This window comes from Streptomyces sp. RKAG293, from assembly GCF_023701745.1.
Classification (GTDB): Bacteria; Actinomycetota; Actinomycetes; order Streptomycetales; family Streptomycetaceae; genus Actinacidiphila.
The window spans coordinates 4,974,255-4,995,000 of sequence record NZ_JAJOZB010000001.1 but is presented as its reverse complement, the minus strand read 5'-3'; the positions used below and the strand labels follow the sequence as shown (position 1 = coordinate 4,995,000).

10 protein-coding genes and 1 rRNA gene (1 of these 11 running past the window's edge) are annotated in these 20,746 nt (G+C 71.9%); 3 read left to right on the top strand and 8 right to left on the bottom strand.

Features of this window, described 5'->3' with window-relative positions; translation table 11 throughout:
- Nucleotides 1-569, bottom strand: a 16S ribosomal RNA gene (locus tag LNW72_RS22215) (it extends 954 nt beyond the left edge of the window).
- Nucleotides 570-1,273: 704 nt separating this feature from the next.
- Nucleotides 1,274-1,834 (bottom strand): MarR family winged helix-turn-helix transcriptional regulator, encoded by a 561-nt coding sequence (locus LNW72_RS22210; RefSeq protein WP_138359283.1) that lies wholly within the window; start codon nucleotides 1,832-1,834, stop codon nucleotides 1,274-1,276.
- 114 nt (nucleotides 1,835-1,948) lie between these two features.
- Between LNW72_RS22210 and LNW72_RS22205 the strand changes: the two genes are divergently transcribed.
- Nucleotides 1,949-3,259 carry an MFS transporter gene (locus LNW72_RS22205; protein WP_250977012.1) on the top strand — a complete coding sequence of 437 codons (1,311 nt, stop codon included), beginning with the start codon at nucleotides 1,949-1,951 and terminating at the stop codon, nucleotides 3,257-3,259.
- A gap of 127 nt (nucleotides 3,260-3,386) precedes the next feature.
- Here the strand turns inward: LNW72_RS22205 and LNW72_RS22200 are convergent, their stop codons facing one another.
- Both LNW72_RS22200 and LNW72_RS22195 read right to left on the bottom strand, forming a co-directional pair.
- Entirely contained in the window at nucleotides 3,387-5,147 is a 1,761-nt protein-coding gene (locus LNW72_RS22200; RefSeq protein ID WP_250977011.1) for a SpoIIE family protein phosphatase, read from the bottom strand.
- Between the two features lie 192 nt (nucleotides 5,148-5,339).
- Complete coding sequence (locus LNW72_RS22195) at nucleotides 5,340-6,710, bottom strand: NAD(P)/FAD-dependent oxidoreductase (RefSeq protein WP_250977010.1); 1,371 nt, start codon at nucleotides 6,708-6,710, stop codon at nucleotides 5,340-5,342.
- A 294-nt stretch (nucleotides 6,711-7,004) separates the two neighbouring features.
- On the opposite strand from LNW72_RS22195, the gene LNW72_RS22190 reads away from it, so the two are divergent.
- Together LNW72_RS22190 and LNW72_RS22185 are read left to right on the top strand one after the other, a co-directional pair.
- Nucleotides 7,005-7,973 carry a helix-turn-helix domain-containing protein gene (locus LNW72_RS22190; RefSeq protein ID WP_250977009.1) on the top strand — a complete coding sequence of 323 codons (969 nt, stop codon included), beginning with the start codon at nucleotides 7,005-7,007 and terminating at the stop codon, nucleotides 7,971-7,973.
- 112 nt (nucleotides 7,974-8,085) lie between these two features.
- Nucleotides 8,086-9,915 (top strand): sigma-70 family RNA polymerase sigma factor, encoded by a 1,830-nt coding sequence (locus LNW72_RS22185; protein ID WP_374117308.1) that lies wholly within the window; start codon nucleotides 8,086-8,088, stop codon nucleotides 9,913-9,915.
- 41 nt (nucleotides 9,916-9,956) lie between these two features.
- Here LNW72_RS22185 and LNW72_RS22180 read toward each other — a convergent pair whose 3' ends face one another.
- The 4 genes from LNW72_RS22180 to topA all read right to left on the bottom strand — a co-directional run bounded on the left by LNW72_RS22180 (nucleotide 9,957) and on the right by topA (nucleotide 20,633).
- Nucleotides 9,957-10,667 carry a DsbA family oxidoreductase gene (locus LNW72_RS22180; protein WP_250977008.1) on the bottom strand — a complete coding sequence of 237 codons (711 nt, stop codon included), beginning with the start codon at nucleotides 10,665-10,667 and terminating at the stop codon, nucleotides 9,957-9,959.
- A gap of 56 nt (nucleotides 10,668-10,723) precedes the next feature.
- A complete protein-coding gene (locus tag LNW72_RS22175; RefSeq protein ID WP_250977007.1) occupies nucleotides 10,724-14,155 on the bottom strand; it encodes a BTAD domain-containing putative transcriptional regulator in 3,432 nt (1,143 codons plus the stop codon).
- Between the two features lie 407 nt (nucleotides 14,156-14,562).
- A complete protein-coding gene (tmk, locus tag LNW72_RS22170) occupies nucleotides 14,563-17,724 on the bottom strand; it encodes a dTMP kinase (protein WP_250977006.1) in 3,162 nt (1,053 codons plus the stop codon).
- An 89-nt stretch (nucleotides 17,725-17,813) separates the two neighbouring features.
- Nucleotides 17,814-20,633: a type I DNA topoisomerase gene (gene topA, locus LNW72_RS22165; RefSeq protein WP_250977005.1), complete on the bottom strand. Its 2,820-nt coding sequence runs from the start codon at nucleotides 20,631-20,633 to the stop codon at nucleotides 17,814-17,816.
- Nucleotides 20,634-20,746 lie beyond the last annotated feature (113 nt).

Sequence of the window (20,746 nt, the reverse complement as noted above, 5' to 3'; positions counted from 1 at the left end):
GACGTGACAGACCGCCTACGAGCTCTTTACGCCCAATAATTCCGGACAACGCTCGCACCCTACGTATTACCGCGGCTGCTGGCACGTAGTTAGCCGGTGCTTCTTCTGCAGGTACCGTCACTTGCGCTTCTTCCCTGCTGAAAGAGGTTTACAACCCGAAGGCCGTCATCCCTCACGCGGCGTCGCTGCATCAGGCTTTCGCCCATTGTGCAATATTCCCCACTGCTGCCTCCCGTAGGAGTCTGGGCCGTGTCTCAGTCCCAGTGTGGCCGGTCGCCCTCTCAGGCCGGCTACCCGTCGTCGCCTTGGTAGGCCATTACCCCACCAACAAGCTGATAGGCCGCGGGCTCATCCTTCACCGCCGGAGCTTTTAACCCACCCCCAGGAGGAGGAGAGTGTTATCCGGTATTAGACCCCGTTTCCAGGGCTTGTCCCAGAGTGAAGGGCAGATTGCCCACGTGTTACTCACCCGTTCGCCACTAATCCACCCGAAGGCTTCATCGTTCGACTTGCATGTGTTAAGCACGCCGCCAGCGTTCGTCCTGAGCCAGGATCAAACTCTCCGTGAATGTCTCCACGCAAGAGCGGCACCACCGGCCGGAATAAGGCCCGTGGTGCACAGCGTCCTCGCTGTGTAATTGCCTCCCACCAGTTCCCGTCCCGAAGGACCGGAGGGCGGAAGGACTTTTTCAAAGGAACCACCAAACGAAACCCGAATGGGTTCCGCCCGGGGTGTTTTAAGTCTGGCGTTGACTTTTGGCACGCTGTTGAGTTCTCAAGGAACGGTCGCTTCCTTTGGTGCCGTTTCACCGGCGCCCTCCGGGCTTCCCTTCGTGTTTCCGACTCTATCAGACGCTTTCGCGTCCGATTCCCAGTCAGCGGGTTCCGCCTTCTGCGCTTTCGCGCTTTCCGGCGATTCCGACTCTATCAGAACCTTTCGGGCCTGACTTCCAGTCAGCGGGGCTTGCCATCCGGGCCGTTGAGCCCTTCCGACGAGTGAAACTTTAGCGGAACTTCGGCATCCGATCCAATCGGCTGCTTTCTGTTCCCATTCCGAAAACGCGCACGAAAACAAAACGACTGAGCGTCGTTCGTTCGAATGGTTGTGATCTGGAGTGGCTGCCTCGGGACCGACTCGCGTCGGCGTTCACCGGCGGGCAACTCGGAGAACACTACGCATCCATCCGCAGGGTGTCAACCCCCGCCCGTCCGCCCGGCGAAGCCCCGTCGAGAGTCCTGCCGGGGCCCTGCCCGGAGCCCAGCCGGAACCCCGTCAGTCGAGGTCTTCCAGCCGGCCGCCCGCGTCCGGCTGGGCCACCTCCACGCGGCGCAGCAGGCGCTGGAGCACTTCGCCCAGGACTGCTCGTTCGTCCGTGGAGAGGTCCTGGAGCAGGTCGGCCTCGAAGGCGGCGGCCATGCGCATGGTCTCCAGCCACTTGCCGCGGCCCTCGTCCGTCAGCTCGACGATGACCCGTACGCGGTTGGACTCGTCGCGGTCCCGGGTGACCAGGCCCTCCGTGACCATGCGGTCGATGCGGTGGGTCATGGCGGCCGGGGTGAGGCCGAGTCGCTTGGCGAGGTCGCCGGGGCCGAGGCGGTACGGCTTGCCGACGACGACGAGAGCCTTGAGGACCTCCCACTCGGCGTTGCTGATGCCGAGGGCCGAGAGGTGCCGGCCGTAGCCGACGTTCATCCGGCGGTTGAGCCGGCCCAGGGCCGTGACGACCTTCTCGACCTGGGGGTCCACCTCGGGAAACTCGCGCTGGTAGGCCGCGATCTGTTCATCGAGGTCCAGCTCTTGCGGGGGACTGGCGGGACCGTCTGCTGCTGGCATGGGCCGAGTATCGCACGTAACCGCTTGGCGCTAAAGCCCTTCTCTGTGTACTCTTTAGGTTCTAACTTTAACTTTGAAGTCTTCGAGACTCAACGACAACCGAGGTAGGTGAGTGTGACCACCGAGATGGGCGCGGCTCTGCGCCGGATCCAGCTGGGCAACGCGCTGAGCGCGTTCGGCAACGGCTTCACGGTCCCGTTCCTGTTCATTTACGTGGCACAGGTAAGGGATCTTGGTGCGACGACGGCCGGGGTGGTGCTGGCCGCCTACGCCGTGGCCGCGCTCTGCGTGCTGCCGTTCACCGGCCGGGCCATCGACCAGCGGGGCCCGCTGCCCGTGGCCATGACCGGTGCGGTGCTCGCCGCCATCGGCGCGATGGGCTTCGGGCTCGCCTCGACCGCGGTGACCGTGGTCGCTGCGTCGGCCGTCATGGGCGCCGGGGTCGCGATCATCGCGCCGTCGCTCGCGACGCTCATCGTGTGGTGCTCCACCACGAAGACCCGTTCGCGGGCCTTCGCGACGCAGTTCTTCCTCAACAACCTGGGCCTGGGCATCGGCGGCCTCATCGGCGGTCTGATGGTCGACACCTCGCGGCCCGGCAGCTTCACGCTGCTGTTCTCGATCGAGGCCGTGATGTTCCTGGTGCTCGGCGCGGTGGTCTGCACCGTGCGGCTGCCGAGGACGTCGCGGATCGAGTGCGCGCCGTCGGACAAGGCCCCGGGCGGCTGGCGGATGCTGGTCAGGGACCGGGCCATGGTGCAGCTGTGCGTGCTCGGCGGCGTGATGTTCTTCGCCTGCTACGGACAGTTCGAGTCGGGCCTGGCGGCGTTCGCGACCGAGGTCACCCGCATCCAGCCGGCGACGCTCGGCATCGCCCTCGCGGCGAACACGGCCGTCATCGTCGCTGCGCAGTTCCTGATCCTGAAGAAGATCGAGCGGCGGCGGCGCAGCCGGGTGATCGCGGCGGTCGGGCTGATCTGGACGGTCGCCTGGGCCGCGGCGGGTGTCTCGGGTCTGCTGCACGGGAGCCACGCGGTGGCGACGGTGACGCTGATCTCCACGTACGCGCTGTTCGGACTCGGCGAGGCGATGCTGTCGCCGACCGTCGCTCCGCTCGTCGCCGATCTGGCGCCGGCGCGGATGATCGGGCAGTACAACTCGGCGTTCGCCCTCGTGAAGCAGCTGGCCCTCGCGGTCGGGCCCGCGGTGGGCGGGCTGATGGCCGGGGCCGGGATGTGGGGCGCCTACATCGGCATGCTGATCGCGTTCTCGCTCGGCATCACATGGCTGGCGCTCCGGATGGGCCGTGGGCTCACTCCCGCCCAGGACAACCCGCACGCGGTCGTTCCGGCGCCGCGTGAGCCGCTGGCGGCCGACCACCCGCTGGTGACCGGCCGGCCGGTCGAGGCCTCCGTCGGGGGCTGAGCCCCGGACGCGCCGCAGAACGCGAAGCACGCAGCACGCAGCACACTGCCCCGGCCGGTCGGCCGGGGCAGCTGTCGTTCTCAGGCCTCGTTTCTCAGGCCTCGTGCTCAGGCCACGCTCTCAGGGCTCAGGCGCGTGGAAGGGCGAACTCGCACCAGACGGCCTTGCCGCCGCCCGGCGTCCGGCGGGAGCCCCAGCTGGAGGCGATCGTGGCGATGATCGAGATCCCGCGGCCGGCCTCGTCCGCAGGCTCCGCGCGGCGGCGGCGCGGCAGGTGGTCGTCGCCGTCGGTGACTTCGATGATGAGCCGGCGGTCGGTGCGGCGGAGCCGGAGCTTCATCGGCGGGGTGCCGTGCTGCAGCGAGTTGGCGACCAGCTCGCTGGCGGCGAGGACGCCGAGGTCGCGCAGCTCGGCGGGGAAGCGCCAGCTGGACAGGACGCCGGTGGCGAAGGCGCGGGCGCGGGGCGCCGCCTCGATACCGCCGAGGAGCTCCAGCGAGGCGTTGCGGAAGAGCTCGGCGTCGGCGCCGGCGTGGTCCGGGTACTGCAGGACCAGGACGGCGACGTCGTCGTCGTGCTCGGAGGTCACGCCCAGGGCGCGCAGCAGCCGGTCGCAGATGACCTGCGGGGTGCCGGTGGCACCGGCGAAGGCGCTCATCAGGGAGTCGATGCCGACGTCGATGTCCTCGCCGCGCCGCTCGACCAGGCCGTCGGTGTAGAGCACCGCCATGGAGCCGGGGCCGAGCGGGATGGATCCGGAGGTGTGCACCCAGCCGCCGGTGCCCAGCGGCGGGCCGGTCGGCTCGTCGGTGCGGTGCACCTGGCCCTCGGGGTCGCGGACGAGGATCGGCAGATGGCCTGCGGTGGCGTACGAGAGCCGGCCCTCGCTGGGGTCGTGGACCGCGTAGACGCAGGTGGCGATCTGGGTGGCGTCGATCTCGGAGGCGAGGCCGTCGAGCAGCTGGATGACCTCGTGCGGCGGGAGGTCGAGCCGGGCGTAGGCGCGGACCGCGGTACGGAGCTGGCCCATCACGGCGGCGGCACGGACGCCGCGGCCCATGACGTCGCCGATGACGAGGGCCGTGCGGCCGGCGCCGAGGGTGATCACGTCGTACCAGTCGCCGCCGACGGCGGCGTCGGTGCCGCCGGGCTGGTACGTGGCGGCCACCCGCAGATCGTCGGGCTGCTCCAGTTCCTGCGGGAGCAGGCTGCGCTGGAGGGTGACGGCGGTGGCGTGCAGCCGGCGTTCACTCTCCCGGAGGCGCTCTGCGGCCTGCACCTGGTCCGTGACGTCGGCGGCGAAGACGAGGACGCCGCGCTTGGCCTCGGGGGCCTCCTGGGTGCCGTGGGCGGCGCTGTGGGCGGTGTTGTGCGCGGCGCTGTGGGTGCCCTGCGCGCCGGGGGCGCCCTGGGTGCCGTCGTGGCCCGCGCCGGTGTGCACCGGCGTGCAGGTGAAGGTGAAGTAGCGGTCCCGGTCGGGGAGGGTGACCTTGCGCGCCTTGACGGTGCGCGGCTTGCCGCTGCGGTGCACCTGGTCCATGAGCGGCAGCAGCCCGAGCTCGTCGAGCTCGGGAAGTCCTTCGCGGGCGGGTTCACCCGTTCTGCGCGGGCCGAAGACCTCGGTGTACGCCTCGTTGACGTACGCGATGCGGTGCGCGGCGCCGTAGGTGATGGCGATCAGCGCGGGGACCTGGCTGAGGACGTCGTTGACGGAGAGCGCGTCGACGGCGCACGCCGGCGCTTCCGGGTGCTCGGCGCGGGCCGCGGGCACGGCTCCGCCGGCCGTCGGCGCGCTGGGGGCGGCGGGGGCGGCGTCGGGCGTGCGCCCGGCCGCGGCCGTACGGCGCTGTGTGCCGGGGAGCCGGGCGCTCCAGCGGGTGAGGTTCACCGAGCCCCACCTCGCGGTGTTGTTCGGGGCAGCCCGGACCGCCTGGCTCTGCGCGGGGGTACGGGGGGTCGCTCCCCGGGAGAATTCAGCAAACGTCCGATTCCTCGTATTTGTCACGCTTTGCAGGTGCTGGCGCACACATGGTCACACGCCCAGTGTGGCCGACCCGCGGCCCGGGGGGAATCGCGAGGCTCAGGGCGCGTCCGGCTTGGGGAGCCCTCCAGCGGCCAGTTCGAACTCGGCGCGCGGGTGTTCCAGCGAGCCCAGCGAAACGATTTCCCTCTTGAAAAGACCGGACAGTGTCCACTCGGCGAGCACTCGCGCCTTGCGGTTGAAAGTGGGCACCCGGCTGAGGTGGTAGGCGCGGTGCATGAACCACGCGGGATAGCCCTTGAGCTTGCGTCCGTAGACGTGGGCGACGCCCTTGTGCAGCCCGAGGGAGGCCACGGAGCCGACGTACTTGTGCCGGTACTCCTTCATCGGCTGTCCGCGCAGCGACGCGAGGATGTTCTCGGCGAGCACCTTGGTCTGGCGGACGGCGTGCTGCGCGTTGGGGGCGCACTCCTTGCCGGGCTCCTCCGCCGTCAGGTCCGGAACGGCCGCGGCGTCGCCGGCCGCCCAGGCGCCCTCGACACCGTCGATCATGAGGGTGGCGGTGCCCTTGAGCCGGCCGCGCTCGTTGAGCGGCAGGTCGGTGGCGGCGAGGATCGGGTGCGGCTTGACGCCCGCGGTCCAGACGACGGTGCGGGTGGGCAGCCGGGTGCCGTCGGAGAGGACCGCGACCCGGTTCTCGCACGAGTCCAGCCGGGTGCCGAGCCGCAGGTCGATGTTGCGGGCGCGCAGCTCCCGGATGGCGTACCTGCCCATCTCCTCACCGACCTCGGGGAGGATCTTCTCGGTCGCCTCGACGAGCACCCACTTCATGTCCTCGGGGCGCAGGTTGTGGTAGTACCGCGTGGCGTAGCGGGCCATGTCCTCCAGCTCGGCGAGCGCCTCGACGCCCGCGTAGCCGCCGCCGACGAAGACGAACGTGAGCGCGGCGTCCCGTACGTCGACATCACGGGTCGAGGAGGCGATGTCGAGCTGCTCCAGGACGTGGTTGCGCAGGCCGATCGCTTCCTCGACGGTCTTGAAGCCGATGGCGAACTCGGCGAGGCCCGGGATGGGCAGCGTGCGGGAGACGGAACCGGGGGCGAGGACGAGGTGGTCGTACGGGATCTCGATCCCGGAGGTGCCCTCCTCCTCGGTGGCCAGGGTCGCCACGGTCGCGACCCGCTTGGAGTGGTCGATGTGCGTCGCCTCGCCCACCACCAGCCGGCACTTGCTGAGCACCCGGCGCAGCGGCACGACGACATGCCGGGGGGAGATCGACCCGGCGGCCGCTTCGGGGAGGAACGGCTGATAGGTCATATAGGGCTGCGGGTCGACGACGATCACTTCCGCTTCCCCGCGCTTCAGCTTCCGCTGCAGGCGCAGGGCGGTGTACATGCCGACGTATCCCCCGCCGATCACGAGAATGCGCGGGCTGGTCCTGGCTCTTGACTGGGCTGCCGACTCCGTCATTGCTCCATGACGCAATGGATGAAGGACGTTTGTCCACAGGGCGTACCGCAGTGATTCACCGGATACGCGGATCCGGCAGGTCAGGGATGTGTCGTTGACCGGGCAAAGCCGGTGAAAGAAGAACAGCCGGGCCCGCTACTCCGATCGGGGACGCGCCGGGCGGAACGGACCCCCTTCTTTCCTGACCTCGGCTCAACTATGTTCGTACTCCATCGGGGTACGTTCGTCGTGCGCCGATGATCATTACGGGTGGGGAGTCTCCGGGGGGAGACGTCATAACCGGGGGATACACATATGCACATTCAGGACTCTCAATGGACGGTAGCGGCAGGCGCGGAGGGTAACGGCGGCAGCAGCCGCGCGACCCCGCTGCGGGTGGACGCCCAGCGCAATCTGGAACATGTGCTGAGGGCCGCGCGTGAGGTGTTCGGGGAGCTGGGCTACGGGGCGCCGATGGAGGACGTGGCACGCCGTGCGCGCGTCGGCGTCGGCACCGTGTACCGGCGGTTCCCGAGCAAGGACGTACTGGTGCGGCGGATCGCCGAGGAGGAGACCTCCCGGCTGACCGAGCAGGCGAGGACCGCTCTCGGGCAGGAGAACGAGGCGTGGTCGGCGCTGGCGCGCTTCCTGCGGACCTCGGTGGCCTCGGGTGCCGGGCGGCTGCTGCCGCCGCAGGTGCTGCGGGTCAGGACCGGGGCGCCGGCGGCATCGGGCGGCTCCGGTGGATCCGGGTTCGCCGTCGAGTCGGCGGTCTCCGCGCTGTCCGGGCTGCCCGCGCATTCCGGGCTCTCGGAGGAGGCGGCGCGGGTTCCACAGCAGCGGGCGCCGCTGAGCGTGGCGGCGGAACCGGGCGAACCGTCGACAGGACCCGCGGGTCCTGCGTCGGCGGCCGATGCGTCGGCCGATGCCTCGGCCGATCAGCCGGCCGGTGCGGCTCCGGTGCTCGACGCCGGCGTTCCCGACGGTGCCGGGGAAGGCGACGACGCCGGGATTCCCGCGCTGCTGGAGGTCGTCGGCCAGCTCGTCGACCGGGCGCGGGCGGCGGGCGAACTGCGCGGTGATGTCTCGGTGGCCGACGTGCTGCTGGTGATAGCCACCGCGGCGCCCTCGCTGCCCGATCCGGCACAGCAGGCGGCGGCGTCGGCACGGCTGCTGGAGATCCTGCTGGACGGTCTGCGCTCGCGCCCGGCCACGGCGCACGGGGCCGCGGAGGGCTCTTCGGCGCCGTCCGCGCTCAGTTGGAGCACTGCCCCGGTCGAGTAGACCGGGCGAAAAGGCGATCAATGGTGAAGGACCGGTGAGCGAAAGCTCCCCGGACGAGTGGTTCCCTGTCGCGGCATATCTCGGGATGCACCAGGTGTGACACCCTGGCGCGGTGGACGAGGCAAACGGCGAGTCGAACGCTGCTGCAAGTGCGGAAGCGGGCGGCGGACTGCCATCGCGCCGGGTTCCCGAGCAGCGTGAACCGGAGTCCCACGTACCGCTGTCGGACGCCGATCTGGTCGCCCGGGTACGCGGTGGTGACGACAGCTCGTACGAGGAGCTGTACCGGCGCCACGCCGACTCGGTACGCCGTTATGCCCGCAGCTGCTGCCGGGACGCGCACACCGCGGAGGACCTGACCGGCGAGGTCTTCGCGCGCACGCTCCAGGCGGTGCGCGGCGGCAGCGGGCCGGACTCGGCGGTGCGCGCCTACCTGTTGACGACGGTCCGGCGCGTCGCCGCGTCCTGGGGCAACACCGCCCGGCGCGAGCAACTCGTCGAGGACTTCGCGGTGTTCGCGGTGACGGCGGCGGGCTCGTCCACGAACGAGGACACGCTGGACCTGGGCGCGGACGTCCGCGCGATGCACGACGCCGAGCAGTCGCTGGCCATCCGGGCGTTCCGTACGCTGCCCGAGCGGTGGCAGACGGTGCTGTGGCACACCGCCGTCGAGGAGGAGTCGCCGAGCGAGATCGCACCGCTGCTCGGTCTGACCGCCAACGCCACGGCGGTACTGGCGCACCGGGCCCGCGAGGGCCTGCGGCAGGCCTATCTGCAGGCGCACGTCAGCTCGACGCTGACCACCGGTAGCAGTTGCGCGCGCTACGCCGACCGGCTCGGCGCGCATGCGCGCGGCGGTCTGCGGATGCGTGCGGACCGGGAGTTGAGCAAGCACCTCAAGGAGTGCGAGCGGTGCCGGGCGGCGGCGCTGGAGCTGGCCGACGTCAACTCCGCGCTCAAGGGCCTGCTGCCGGTCGCGGTCATCGGCTGGTTCGCCGCCGCGTACGCGGCGAAGGTGGCCGGCATCGTGGCAGGGGTCGGAGTGGCGAGTGCCGCCGGAGGTGCGGCAGCCGCCGCCTCGGGCGCCGCGTCGGGTGGCGGTGCGGGAGCCGGCGCCGCCGGCGGAGGCGCCGCGGCCGAGGGTCTCGGCGCGCCCGTGAAGGCCGGGATCGTGGCGGCCGTGGTGGTCGCCGCCGCCGGTATCGCGTTCGCCGCGATGAACATCGGGGACGGCGCGCCCGCGCCGAAGCCGCAGGCCAAGCCGGCGGTGGTGGCGCCCGTCACCACACCACCGCAGACACCGCCCCCGAAGCCGAGGCCGAGTCCTGAACCGCCGAAGGCGGCACCGAAGCCGCCGGCGCCGAAGCCGACGCCCAAGCCCGCCGTTCCCGTCGCTCAGCCGAAGCCGAAGCCGAAGCCGTCGCCGACGCCCGCCCCCACGCCGACCCCCGCCCCGGAGCCGACACCCACACCCACGCCCACCCCCAGTCCCGCCCCGCCCCCCGCTCCCACCGTCTTCCAGATCAACCAGCTGGGGTGGAGCGGGGTCGGTGACGACACGAAGCCGACGGTGCGGCTCGGGCGCAGCAGCTGGGTCTGGGACCGCTGGGGCCTGAACATCGGCGGCGAGGAGTACGAGCACGGCATCACCGTGCGCTCCCCGTCGTCCGTGCTCATCGACCTCAACCGCAGCTGCACGACGTACGACGCACTGGCCGGTGTCGACGACATGACGATGGGGCTGGGCGCGGTCCGCTTCTCCGTCTACGGCGACAACGGGCGGCTGTGGCGCTCGCCGGTGGTGCGCGGGGGCGACGCGGCGGTGCCGGTGAGTGTCGGGATCGCCGGGCAGAAGACGATCCGGCTGGTCGTCGAGTCCGCCGAGCGCTACCAGTTCGTGAACGTGGCGGACTGGGCGCAGTCCAGCATCAGCTGCCAGTAGGGGCTGTTCCTGATCGGCCGGGGTCAGCCCTGGTGGTCGCTCTAGTGCTCGTGGTCCTTCGCCGGGACCTCGCAGGCTCCGTCGGCGCACGCGCCGCCGTCCTGGTCCGTCACGACCGTTCCGGTGTCCTTGGCGACCTGTTCCAGGGCACGGAGGAACGTGGACGTCTCCTGGCCGCCCTGGACCATCCACTTGCCCTCGAAGACGAAGGTCGGGACGGCCGTGATGCCGAGCTGCCGGGCCTCGTCGATCTCCCCGGTCACCTCGTCGACGAGGTCGTCACCGGCGAGGAACTCGGCGACCGGCGCACGGTCCAGGCCGACGGCCACGGCGGCGTCGGCGAGGCGCTCGCGGTCGCCGATGTCCAGGCCCTCACCGAAGTGGGCGTCGAGGAGCCGGCCCTTGAGGCGCGTCTGCGCGGCGTGACCGTAGGTGTCGAGCACGAAGCGCAGCAGGCGGTGGGCGAGCAGCGAGTTGTTCTCGACGACGGTGTCGAAGTCGAAGGTCAGGCCTTCGGCCGCGCCGAGCTGGGTGATCTTCTCGTCCATGGCGAGGGCCTGCGGCCCGTACTTGGCGGCCAGCACCTCGCGGTGCGGCTGCGGCTTCTCGGGGGCGGCCGGGTCGAGCTGGAACGGCCGGTAGACCACTTCGACGGACGCGGCCCCCGGGAAGGCGGCGAGGGCGCGCTCGAAGCGGGCCTTGCCGACGTGGCACCACGGGCAGGCGATGTCGCTGTAGATCTCGACCTTCACGGACACTCCCAAATTGCTTGAATGATCAATATTCAGCAACGGTGACCGGCGCGGAGCTATTCCCCGGCAGAGGTGGAGGCGGGGGCAGGGGCGGCGGCTGCCGCTGCCGCTGCCGCTGCCGCTGCCGCTGCCGCTGCCGCTGCCGCTGCCGCGAGGGTGGCGGCCGTGGCCTCCAGGTCCAGTCCCTCGCCGTCCCTGTACGCGGCCTCGTATCCGGCGTCTCCCAGCGCGGCACGCGCGCCCGCCTCCGCCTCGCGGAAGCTCACCGTCTCGGGCACCGTACGCGGCAGCAGCGGCCCGCGCAGCGCCGACGACGCTCCCTGCAGCCGTGCGGCGGCGGCCGGCTCGCCCAGCTCGACGAGGAGCTCGACCCCGTACTCCAGCAGGCCCGCGATCATCGGCTCCGTACAGCCCGTGTCGATGCCCAGCCGCACCGCGCCACTCGCCTGGGCCAGCGCGTCCCGCGGATCGCCTTCCGCGGCCGCGATCCGGGCGAAGAGGCCGGCGAGAACCACCGCGAAGACCGGCGGCGGAGTCCCCTGGCTCGCCTCGTCACGGGCCAGCACGCTCAGCTCACGGGCCCGCCGCACATCGCCGCGGCGCAGCGACAGCCCCGCGGACAGGGCGCGGACGTAATTCCGCGCGTCCATCACCCCGAACTGTTCCGCCCCCTCCTCGGCCCGGCGGCAGAGCTTCTCGGCCTCGGCGTAGTCACCCGAACGAATGGCCAGCTCGGCCATCCTCCCGACGAGGAACGGCCCCTCGGCGCGGGCGCCGAGCTCCTCGCCGAGCCGGAGCGCCGCCTCGAAGTCGGCGCGGGCCGCCGCGTACTCGCCCCACATGACCTCCATCTCGGCACGCGCGCCGTGCACCTGCGCGAGCATCCAGCGGTCGCCGACGCGGCCGCTGAGGGCCGTCAGCTCGCTCCAGTCGTCGGTGGCGCGGGCCAGTCCGCCGGGCAGGTCGATGGTGACGTGCGTACGGAACATCAGCGCGGCCGCGAGCGCCCAGTCGTCGCCGTACTCACGGCAGTTGGCGACGACCATGTCCGTGCACTCGCGGATCGCCAGCCGGCCGCCGCCGACGTAGCTGGCGATCGGCCACAGCAGGCCGGGGAAACGGGCCGAGGCCGCAACCGCCTCCCCGTACACGTCGGCGATCAGCGCGGCCGTCTCCTGCACCGGCGGAGTGTTCAGGAACTCCTCCGAGGCGTGGTCCGTGCTCACGAAGAACAGCAGCAGCCGGGCGTCCATCCGGTCCCAGTAGGACGGGCCGTCGTGCTCGCCCGGTTCGCTCATCGCGATGACCCGGCCCAGCCAGCCGGCGCCCTCCTCCCGGTAGTTGCGCAGCCACCAGAACCAGCCCATGTCCACGGCCAGGGGCAGCGCGTCCGCCTCGTCCCGTGCCGTGATCGCCCGTTGCAGTGCCGCGCGGATGTTGTCCAGCTCGGCCTCCACCCGGCGCAGCCAGACCAGTTGGCGGGCGGTGCGCAGTTGCGGGTCGGCGGCCCGCACGAAACCGCGGAAGTAGTGGGTGTGGCGGCGGGCGGCCGCGGCCAGCTCCTGCGGGCGCTCCAGGGCGCGTTCGGCCGCGTACTCGTGGATCGTCTCCAGGAAGCGGTAGCGGACGCCGTCCTCGGTCTGGATCGCCGTGCCGGTGCCGGTACCGGTACCGGTCTCCGGCTCAGTGCCGGTCTCAGTGCCGTCGTCCTCGGTGTTCTTGTCCGGCTGCGCCGCGACCACCAGGGACTTGTCGACCAGCTGGCCGATCAGCTCGATGACGTCGTCCCCGCCGACCACCGCCTCGGCGGCGGCCAGCGTCCAGCCGCCCGCGAAGACGCTCAGACTGCGCAGCGCCGCGTGCTCCTCCTCCGACAGCAGGTCCCAGCTCCAGTCGACGACCGCACGCAGCGTCTGCTGACGCGGCAGGAGCGTACGGCTGCCGCTGGTGAGCAGGCGGAACCGGTTGTCCAGGCGGTCGGCGATCTGCCGCGGGGACAGCATGCGCAAGCGAGCCGCGGCCAGTTCGATCGCCAGCGGCAGACCGTCCAGCCGGCGGCAGATCTCGTCCACGGCCGCCACGTCCTGCTCCGGGTCGAACCCCGGGCGCACGGCCGCGGCGCGCTCGGCGAACAGCCGGTGCGCGGTCGTCGGCGACAGCGGCTCCACCGGGCGCACCGTCTCGCCCGGCACTCCCAGCGGCTCCCTGCTCGTCGCCAGCACGGTGACGCCGGGGCACGCGGCGAGCAGTTCGGCCGCCAACTCGGCGGCGGCGCCGATCACATGCTCGCAGTTGTCCAGCACGAGCAGCAGCCGGCGATGCGCGCAGTGCTCCAGCAGGCGCACGGTCGGATCGCCGGGGTCGGCGCCCGCGCCGCCGACCGAACCCTTGATGCCCTCGCGGGCCACGCCGAAGATCGTCGTGTCCCGGCGGCCGAGAGCGCTCAGGACCGCCTGCGGCACCGCTTCGGGGTGGTCGAGCGGCGCCAGTTCCGCGATCCAGACGCCGTCGGGGTAATCGGATCCGGTCAGCGCCGTGCCCGCCTCTTCCGAGAGACGGGTCTTACCGGAACCGCCGGGTCCGGTGAGCGTCACCAGGCGCGACTGCGCCACGTCGGCCCGGATTTCGAGGAGTTCGAGCTCGCGGCCCACGAAGCTGGTGAGTCTGGGGCGCAGGTTTCCCTGCGGGGCTTTGGGGGGTGGGGGTGCGGGGGTCGGGGTGGTGGGGGTGGGCGTGGTTGGTGCGGGTGCTTCGTCGGTTGCCAGGAGTTGGGCGTGCAGCTTGCGGAGTTCCGGGCCCGGGTCCGCGCCCAACCGGTCCGCCAGCGCTCTGCGGGCCTGTTCGTACGCCACGAGCGCGTCCGCGGAGCGGTGCGCGGCGCGCAGCGCCCTGATCAGCTGTACGTGGAACGGCTCGTCCAGCGGATGGTCCGCGACCAGCTCCCGCAGCTGGGGCAGCGTCTCGGCCGCGCGTCCACAGGCCAGGTCCGCGTCGATCCTGCGGTGCAGCGCCGTGAGGCGCAGCGCTTCGGGGCGGGCCGCCGCCGACAGCCGGTCCGGCAGATCCGCGAACGCCGGGCCGCGCCACAGGGCGAGTGCCTCGCGCAGTGTGCTCGCGGCGGTCTCCGGGTCGCCCGCGTCGAGGGCGGCGGCGCCTTCTGCGGCGAGCCGCTCGAAGAGGTTGAGGTCCACGTCGCCGGGTCCGGTGCGGAGGCGGTAGCCGCCGGGGCCGGAGGTGACGACGTCCTTGCCGAGGGCGCGGCGCAGACGGGAGACGAGCGCTTGCAGCGCGCCGCTCGCGTCGTGCGGCCGGTCGGCGTCCGGGCCCCAGACCTCCGCGATGAGGGCGTCGGCGGAGACGGGGCGGTCGGCGTGGAGGGCGAGGGCGGCGAGCAGGGCGCGGAGCCGGCTGCCGCCTAGGGGGACGGGGGCGCCGGCGGGGTCACGTGCTTCCGTGGTGCCGAGGATCAGGTACCGCACGTCGTCCATTCTGCCGGGTTGGTGTGCGGGTGGTTCGTGGGTGCGGGGGCCGGGCCCTCCGGGGCGGGGCTTCGAAATCGACTGTTTACGGGCGTGGCCGCCCACAAATAGCTCGGCAGCATTTCGAAACCCCACCCCTGCGGACCCGTCCCCCTCACGTCACCACCGGCTCGCGGGTGCCGACGCACGTCCGCCCGTGCCGGCGATGGCCGGGTGGGTGGGCGAACAGCCTGCCGCAGGCGTGACGGCGGGACGGCCGCTGATGTACCCGCACCCCCACCGCAGGCGCGCACCGGCCCGCGCGGCCGTCGCACGCCGCACCCCCTGCCGGTAGGCACATGGGCGGGTGGGCCAACAGCCCGCCGCAGGCGCAACGGTGGGGCGGGCGATGACGTACCCGCACCCCCCGCCGGAGGCTACCGGCCCGTAGGGCCGTCGTCGTCGTGGGAGCCCAGGAGTTCGTCCGCCAGGGTGGGGAGGTCGTCCAGGGGGGTTTCCTCGGCCCAGTCGGAGCGGGGGCGGCGGGCCGGGGGGGCCTTGTCCGGGTTGATCGCGGGGAGTTCGCGGGTGCGCTCGTTGTCGGGGGTCGTCTCCGGGCGGAAGAAGCCGGGCGGGACGCGGTCGGCCGGGCCGCGGTCCGCAGGTTCCGGGCGGACCGGCGGCAGGACGGCCGTCTCGTCGGCGGCCGAAGGCGGGACCGGCGGCAGGACGGCGGTCTCATCGGCGGCGGACGCCGGAGCCTTCGGGATCCTCGGAGTCTTCGGGAGGACGGCGGTCTCGTCCGCAGCCGGGGTCCTCGGAGTCTTCGGGAGGACGGCGGTCTCGTCCGCAGCCGGGGTCCTCGGAGTCTTCGGAAGGACGGCCGTCTCGTCCGCCGCCGGGGCCTTCGGGGTCTTCGGGACCTGCGGGAGGACGGTGGTCTCCGCCTCCGGGGCCTTGGGGGCCGGCTTCGGGGTCTCCACGGTCTGCGTGGCGTTGCTGGCGGCGGCCGCTGCTGCCGCCGCGGCAGCGGCAGCCGCCGCGCGGGCCGCTTCGGCGCGGCGCAGAGCGTCCTCGGCCTTGCGCTGCTTCTCCAGGCGGCGGGCCTCGGCCTCGGCGCGGAGCCGGGACTCCTCCTCGGCCTGGCGGCGCAGCCGGTCCTGTTCGGCGCTGCGGGCGGCCGCTTCGGCGGCGAGCCGGAGGCGTTCCTCCTCGGCGAGGCGGGCGGCCTCCTCGGCGCGCAGGCGGGCCGCTTCGGCCTCCTGCTCGGCGGCCTCGCGGCGGGCGGCCTCCTCGATCTCCCGCTGGCGCTCGGCCTCCTCCTCGCGGAGCCGGGCGAGCTGGGCCTGGCGTTCGGCTTCGAGGCGGGCTTCCTCGGCGAGCCGGGCGGCCTCCTCCTCGGCGCGGATGCGGGCGGCTTCCTCGGCCTGGCGGCGGGCTTCCTCGCGGGCCTCGATCTCCTGCTGGGAGAGCGGCAGGGCCTGGTCGAGGCGGTGCCGGACCACGGTGGTGACCGCTTCGGGCTCCTGGCCGGCGTCGATGACGAGGTAGCGGGAGGGGTCGGCGGCGGCCAGGGTCAGGAAGCCGGCGCGGACCCGGTGGTGGAATTCGGCGGGCTCGGACTCGAGCCGGTCCGGTGCCTCGGTGAAGCGCTCACGGGCCGCTTCGGGCGAGACGTCGAGGAGGACCGTCAGGTTGGGGACCAGTCCGTCGGTGGCCCAGCGGGAGATGCGGGCGATCTCCGTGGGGGCCAGGTCGCGGCCGGCGCCCTGGTAGGCGACGGAGGAGTCGATGTAGCGGTCGGAGATCACGACGGCGCCACGCTCCAGGGCGGGACGGACGACGGAGTCGACGTGTTCCGCCCGGTCGGCCGCGTACAGCAGCGCCTCGGCGCGGTGCGACAGGCCGGCGGACGAGACGTCGAGCAGGATCGAGCGCAGCCGCTTGCCGACGGCGGTCGCGCCGGGTTCGCGGGTGACGACGACCTCGTGGCCCTTGGCGCGGATCCATTCGGAGAGCGCCTCGACCTGGGTGGACTTCCCGGCGCCGTCGCCACCCTCTATGGCGATGAAGAAGCCGGTGGCGGAGGGTGCCGCGGCGGGCTCGCCGCCGCGCAGGGCCTCGCGCAGGTCGCGGCGGAGCGGTACGCCCTGGCGGTCGTCGGTCTTGCCCAGGACGAGTGCGGCGACCGGCAGCAGGAGCGCGCCGATCAGGATGAGCGTGAAGGCGGCGCCGCCGTGCTGGAAGGTGAAGTGCCCGTTGGCGAGGCGGTGCGGGCCGATGAGTCCGGCGAGCACCGGGGCGCCGATGGCGGCGACGGCGACCGCAACGCGGACGACGGCGTGCAGGTGGTCGGTGGTGCGCGCGCGGCGCTGCTCCTCGGCCTCCTGCTCGATGAGGAGGTGGCCGGTGTTGGCGGTGACGCCGGCGGCCGTGCCGGCGAGGGCCGCCAGCAGCAGGACGGTGGTCTGGTCGGGGACCAGGCCGGTGAGCAGCAGCGCGAGGCCGGTGACGGCGATGGCGATGGCCAGCAGGCGGCGGCGCGAGAGGGTCGGCAGGGTGCGCGGTCCGACCCGGATGCCGGTGACGGTGCCCGCGGTCAGTGCCAGGACGAGGAGTCCGAAGCCGACCGGGCCGAAGCCGAGGTCGAGTGCGTGCAGCACCGACAGGGCGACGGCGGCGGCGATCGAGCCGGCCACGCCCGCGGTGGCCAGGACGAGGAGCGGGAGGGCGCCCGTGCGGCCGCGCTCGGAGCCGTCGGGTCCCTTGGGGAGCCGGAGGCCTTCGAGCGGGGAGTGCGGGCGGACCGTTGTGGTGTCGGGCAGTTCGAGGAAGTACAGGACCGCGATGGACGCGGAGAACAGCCCGGCGGCGACGTAGGAGGACAGCGCGACCTGGTGGAGGTCGAACCAGTCCACGCCGAGGGCGAGCAGGCTGTTCAGCAGGGTCACGACGACGAGCGCGGCCGCGGCGATCGGCAGGGCGGCGAACCCGGTGCGCAGGTCGAGGCGGTGGAGCGTCGCGAGGTGGTCGGGAGCGGGGCGTACGGCCGTGTCACCGGGGGTCGGGACGGGGAGCAGCCCGGGGGCCGCGCCGTCCTTGGCGACCGTCCACAGGCGTTCGGCGATACCGGCCACGAAGGCGGTGACGAGCAGCCAGGTGACGGCGGAGGACGGGACCCAGGTGATCCACAGCGGGGCGACGATGAACAGCGCCAGCCGTGCGCCGTCCGCGCCGATCATGGTCCAGCGGCGGTCGAGGGCGCCGGCGGTCGCGGTGAGCGCCGACAGCGGGCCGAGCAGCACGGCGCCGAAGAGCAGGGTGGACGCCAGCCGGACGCCGAGCACCGCGGCGACGGCGAAGGCCGCGCCCCGGTAGCCGCCGCCGAAGGACCCGGCGAGGACGGCCGCCTGCACGGTCAGCCAGATCAGCACCAGCATGCCGAGCCGGTCGGCGATGCCTCCGGTGAGCTGGGCGCTCCACAGCTTCCGCAGCGGCGGGATCTTCAGCAGGGCACCTACCGCCCGCTCGCGCGAGTCCGCCGCGAGGTCGCCGGCGAAAGCGTCGGTCACGTCCCTTGGCCGCTCGATTCGCGTCATTCGGACAGCCTATCCGGAGCACGGAAATCCATGACCCCCCGCCCGAACAAACAGGCGGGGGGTCATGGACGGGCCGGCGTTACGGCGGGTTATTCGGTGGTCTGCGCCGCCGTGGTCTTCTTCGCGGTGGTCTTCTTGGCCGTGGTCTTCTTCGCCACGGTCTTCTTGGCGGCCGTGGTGGTCTTCTTCGCCGCCGCCTTCTTGGCGGGGGCCTTCTTCGCCGTGGCCTTCTTCTTCGCCGGACCCTTGGCACGCTTCTCGGCGAGCAGCTCGTAGCCGCGCTCCGGCGTGATGGTCTCGACGTCGTCGTCGGTCCGCAGGGTCGCGTTCGTCTCGCCATCGGTGACGTACGGGCCGAAGCGGCCGTCCTTGACGACGACCGGGCGCTCGCTGACCGGGTCGGTGCCCAGTTCCTTGAGCGGCGGCTTGGCGGCGGCGCGGCCGCGCTGCTTGGGCTGCGCGTAGATCGCCAGTGCCTCGTCGAGGGTGATGTCGAAGAGCTGGTCCTCGGTCTCCAGGGAGCGCGAGTCGGTGCCCTTCTTCAGATACGGGCCGTAGCGGCCGTTCTGCGCGGTGATCTCGACGCCTTCGGCGTCCGTGCCGACGACGCGCGGCAGCGACATCAGCTTGAGGGCGTCGGCGAGCGTCACCGTGTCGAGCTGCATGGACTTGAAGAGCGACGCGGTACGCGGCTTGATCGCGTTCTTGCCGGTCTTCGGGGTGTCCTCGGGCAGCACCTCGGTGACGTACGGGCCGTAGCGGCCGTCACGGGCGATGATCGGGCGGCCGGTCGCCGGGTCGGTGCCCAGCTCGAAGTCGCCGCTCGGCTTGGCGAACAGCTCCTCGGCGTACGCGACGGACAGCTCGTCCGGCGGGAGCTCCTCGTGGACGTCCGCGCGCTGGTGGTTCTCCTCGCCCTTCTCGCCCCGCTCGATGTACGGGCCGTAGCGGCCGACCCGCAGCACGATGCCCTCACCGATGGGGAAGGAGGAGATCTCCCGGGCGTCGATGGCGCCGAGGTCCTCGACGAGCTCCTTGAGGCCGCCGAGGTGGTCGCCGTCGCCGTTGCCGGCGTCGGCCGCGGAGGCCTTGGCGGCGGAGTCGTTGCCGCCGAAGTAGAAGTGCCGCAGCCACGGCACGGCCTGGGCCTCACCGCGGGCGATGCGGTCGAGGTCCTCCTCCATGGAGGCGGTGAAGTCGTAGTCCACGAGCCGGCCGAAGTGCTTCTCCAGCAGGTTGACCACGGCGAAGGAGAGGAAGGACGGCACGAGGGCCGTGCCCTTCTTGAAGACGTAGCCGCGGTCCAGGATCGTGCCGATGATCGACGCGTACGTCGACGGGCGGCCGATCTCGCGCTCTTCGAGCTCCTTGATCAGCGAGGCCTCGGTGTAGCGGGCCGGCGGCTTGGTGGCGTGGCCGTCGACGGTGAGCTCTTCCGCGGTCAGTCCGTCGCCCTCGCTGACCTGCGGCAGCCGCCGCTCACGGTCGTCGAGCTCGGCGTTCGGGTCGTCCGCGCCCTCCACGTAGGCCTTCATGAAGCCGTGGAACGTGATGATCTTGCCGGAGGCGGAGAACTCCGCCGCGCGGCCGTCGCTCGACGTGCCACCGATCTTCACGGTGACGGAGTTGCCGACCGCGTCCTTCATCTGGGACGCGACGGTCCGCATCCAGATCAGCTCGTAGAGCCGGAACTGGTCGCCGGTCAGACCGGTCTCCGCGGGGGTGCGGAAGCGGTCGCCGGAGGGGCGGATCGCCTCGTGCGCCTCCTGCGCGTTCTTCACCTTGCCGGTGTAGACGCGCGGCTTCTCCGGGAGGTACTCGGCTCCGTAGAGCTGGGTGACCTGCGCGCGGGCGGCCTTGATCGCGGTCTCCGACAGGGTCGTGGAGTCCGTACGCATATAGGTGATGAAGCCGTTCTCGTACAGCTTCTGCGCTACCTGCATCGTCACCTTGGCACCGAAGCCCAGCTTGCGCGAGGCCTCCTGCTGCAGGGTCGTGGTGCGGAAGGGAGCGTACGGAGAACGGCGGTAGGGCTTGGACTCGACGCTGCGGACGGCGAAGGCGCTGTCGGCGAGCGAGGCGGCCAGCGCGCGGGCGTTGGCCTCGTCCAGGTGGAGGACGGTCGCGTTGTCCTTGAGCTGCCCGGTCGACGCGTCGAAGTCGCGGCCCTGGGCGACGCGGCGTCCGTCGACGCTGGTCAGCCGGGCGGAGACGGTCGACGGGTCGGAGGCGTCACCCGTGCGGCCGGTGGCGAAGGTGCCGCTCAGGTCCCAGTACTCGGCGGTGCGGAACGCGATGCGCTCACGTTCCCGCTCGACGACGAGCCGGGTGGCGACGGACTGGACACGGCCGGCCGACAGGCGCGGCATGACCTTCTTCCACAGGACCGGCGAGACCTCGTAGCCGTAGAGGCGGTCGAGGATGCGGCGGGTCTCCTGGGCGTCGACGAGCGGCTGGTTCAGCTCGCGCGGGTTCGCCACCGCGGCCTGGATCGCTTCCTTGGTGATCTCGTGGAAGACCATCCGGCGGACCGGGACCTTGGGCTTGAGGACTTCCTGCAGGTGCCAGGCGATGGCCTCGCCCTCGCGGTCCTCATCGGTGGCGAGGAAGAGTTCGTCGGAGTCCTTGAGCAGGTCCTTGAGCTTCTTGACCTGCGCCTTCTTGTCGGCGTTGACGACGTAGATCGGCTCGAAGTCACTGTCTACGTTGACGCCGAGGCGAGCCCACGGCTGGCCCTTGAACTCCGCCGGCACTTCGGCGGCCCCGTTGGGGAGGTCGCGGATGTGCCCGACGCTGGCCTCGACCACGTAGCCCGGGCCGAGGTAGCTCTTGATCGTCTTCGCCTTGGCAGGCGACTCGACGATGACGAGTCGGCGGCCGCTCTTTGCGGTCTCGCGGGTCGGGGACAACTTCGCTCTTCTCTCCGGGTCGAAGGGGGTTCGCTGCGGAGTGTGACCGTACATCCCGGTCCCATGTCAAACGCGAAAAGTCCGCAACGCCACTCGAACGGTAACCCGACAAC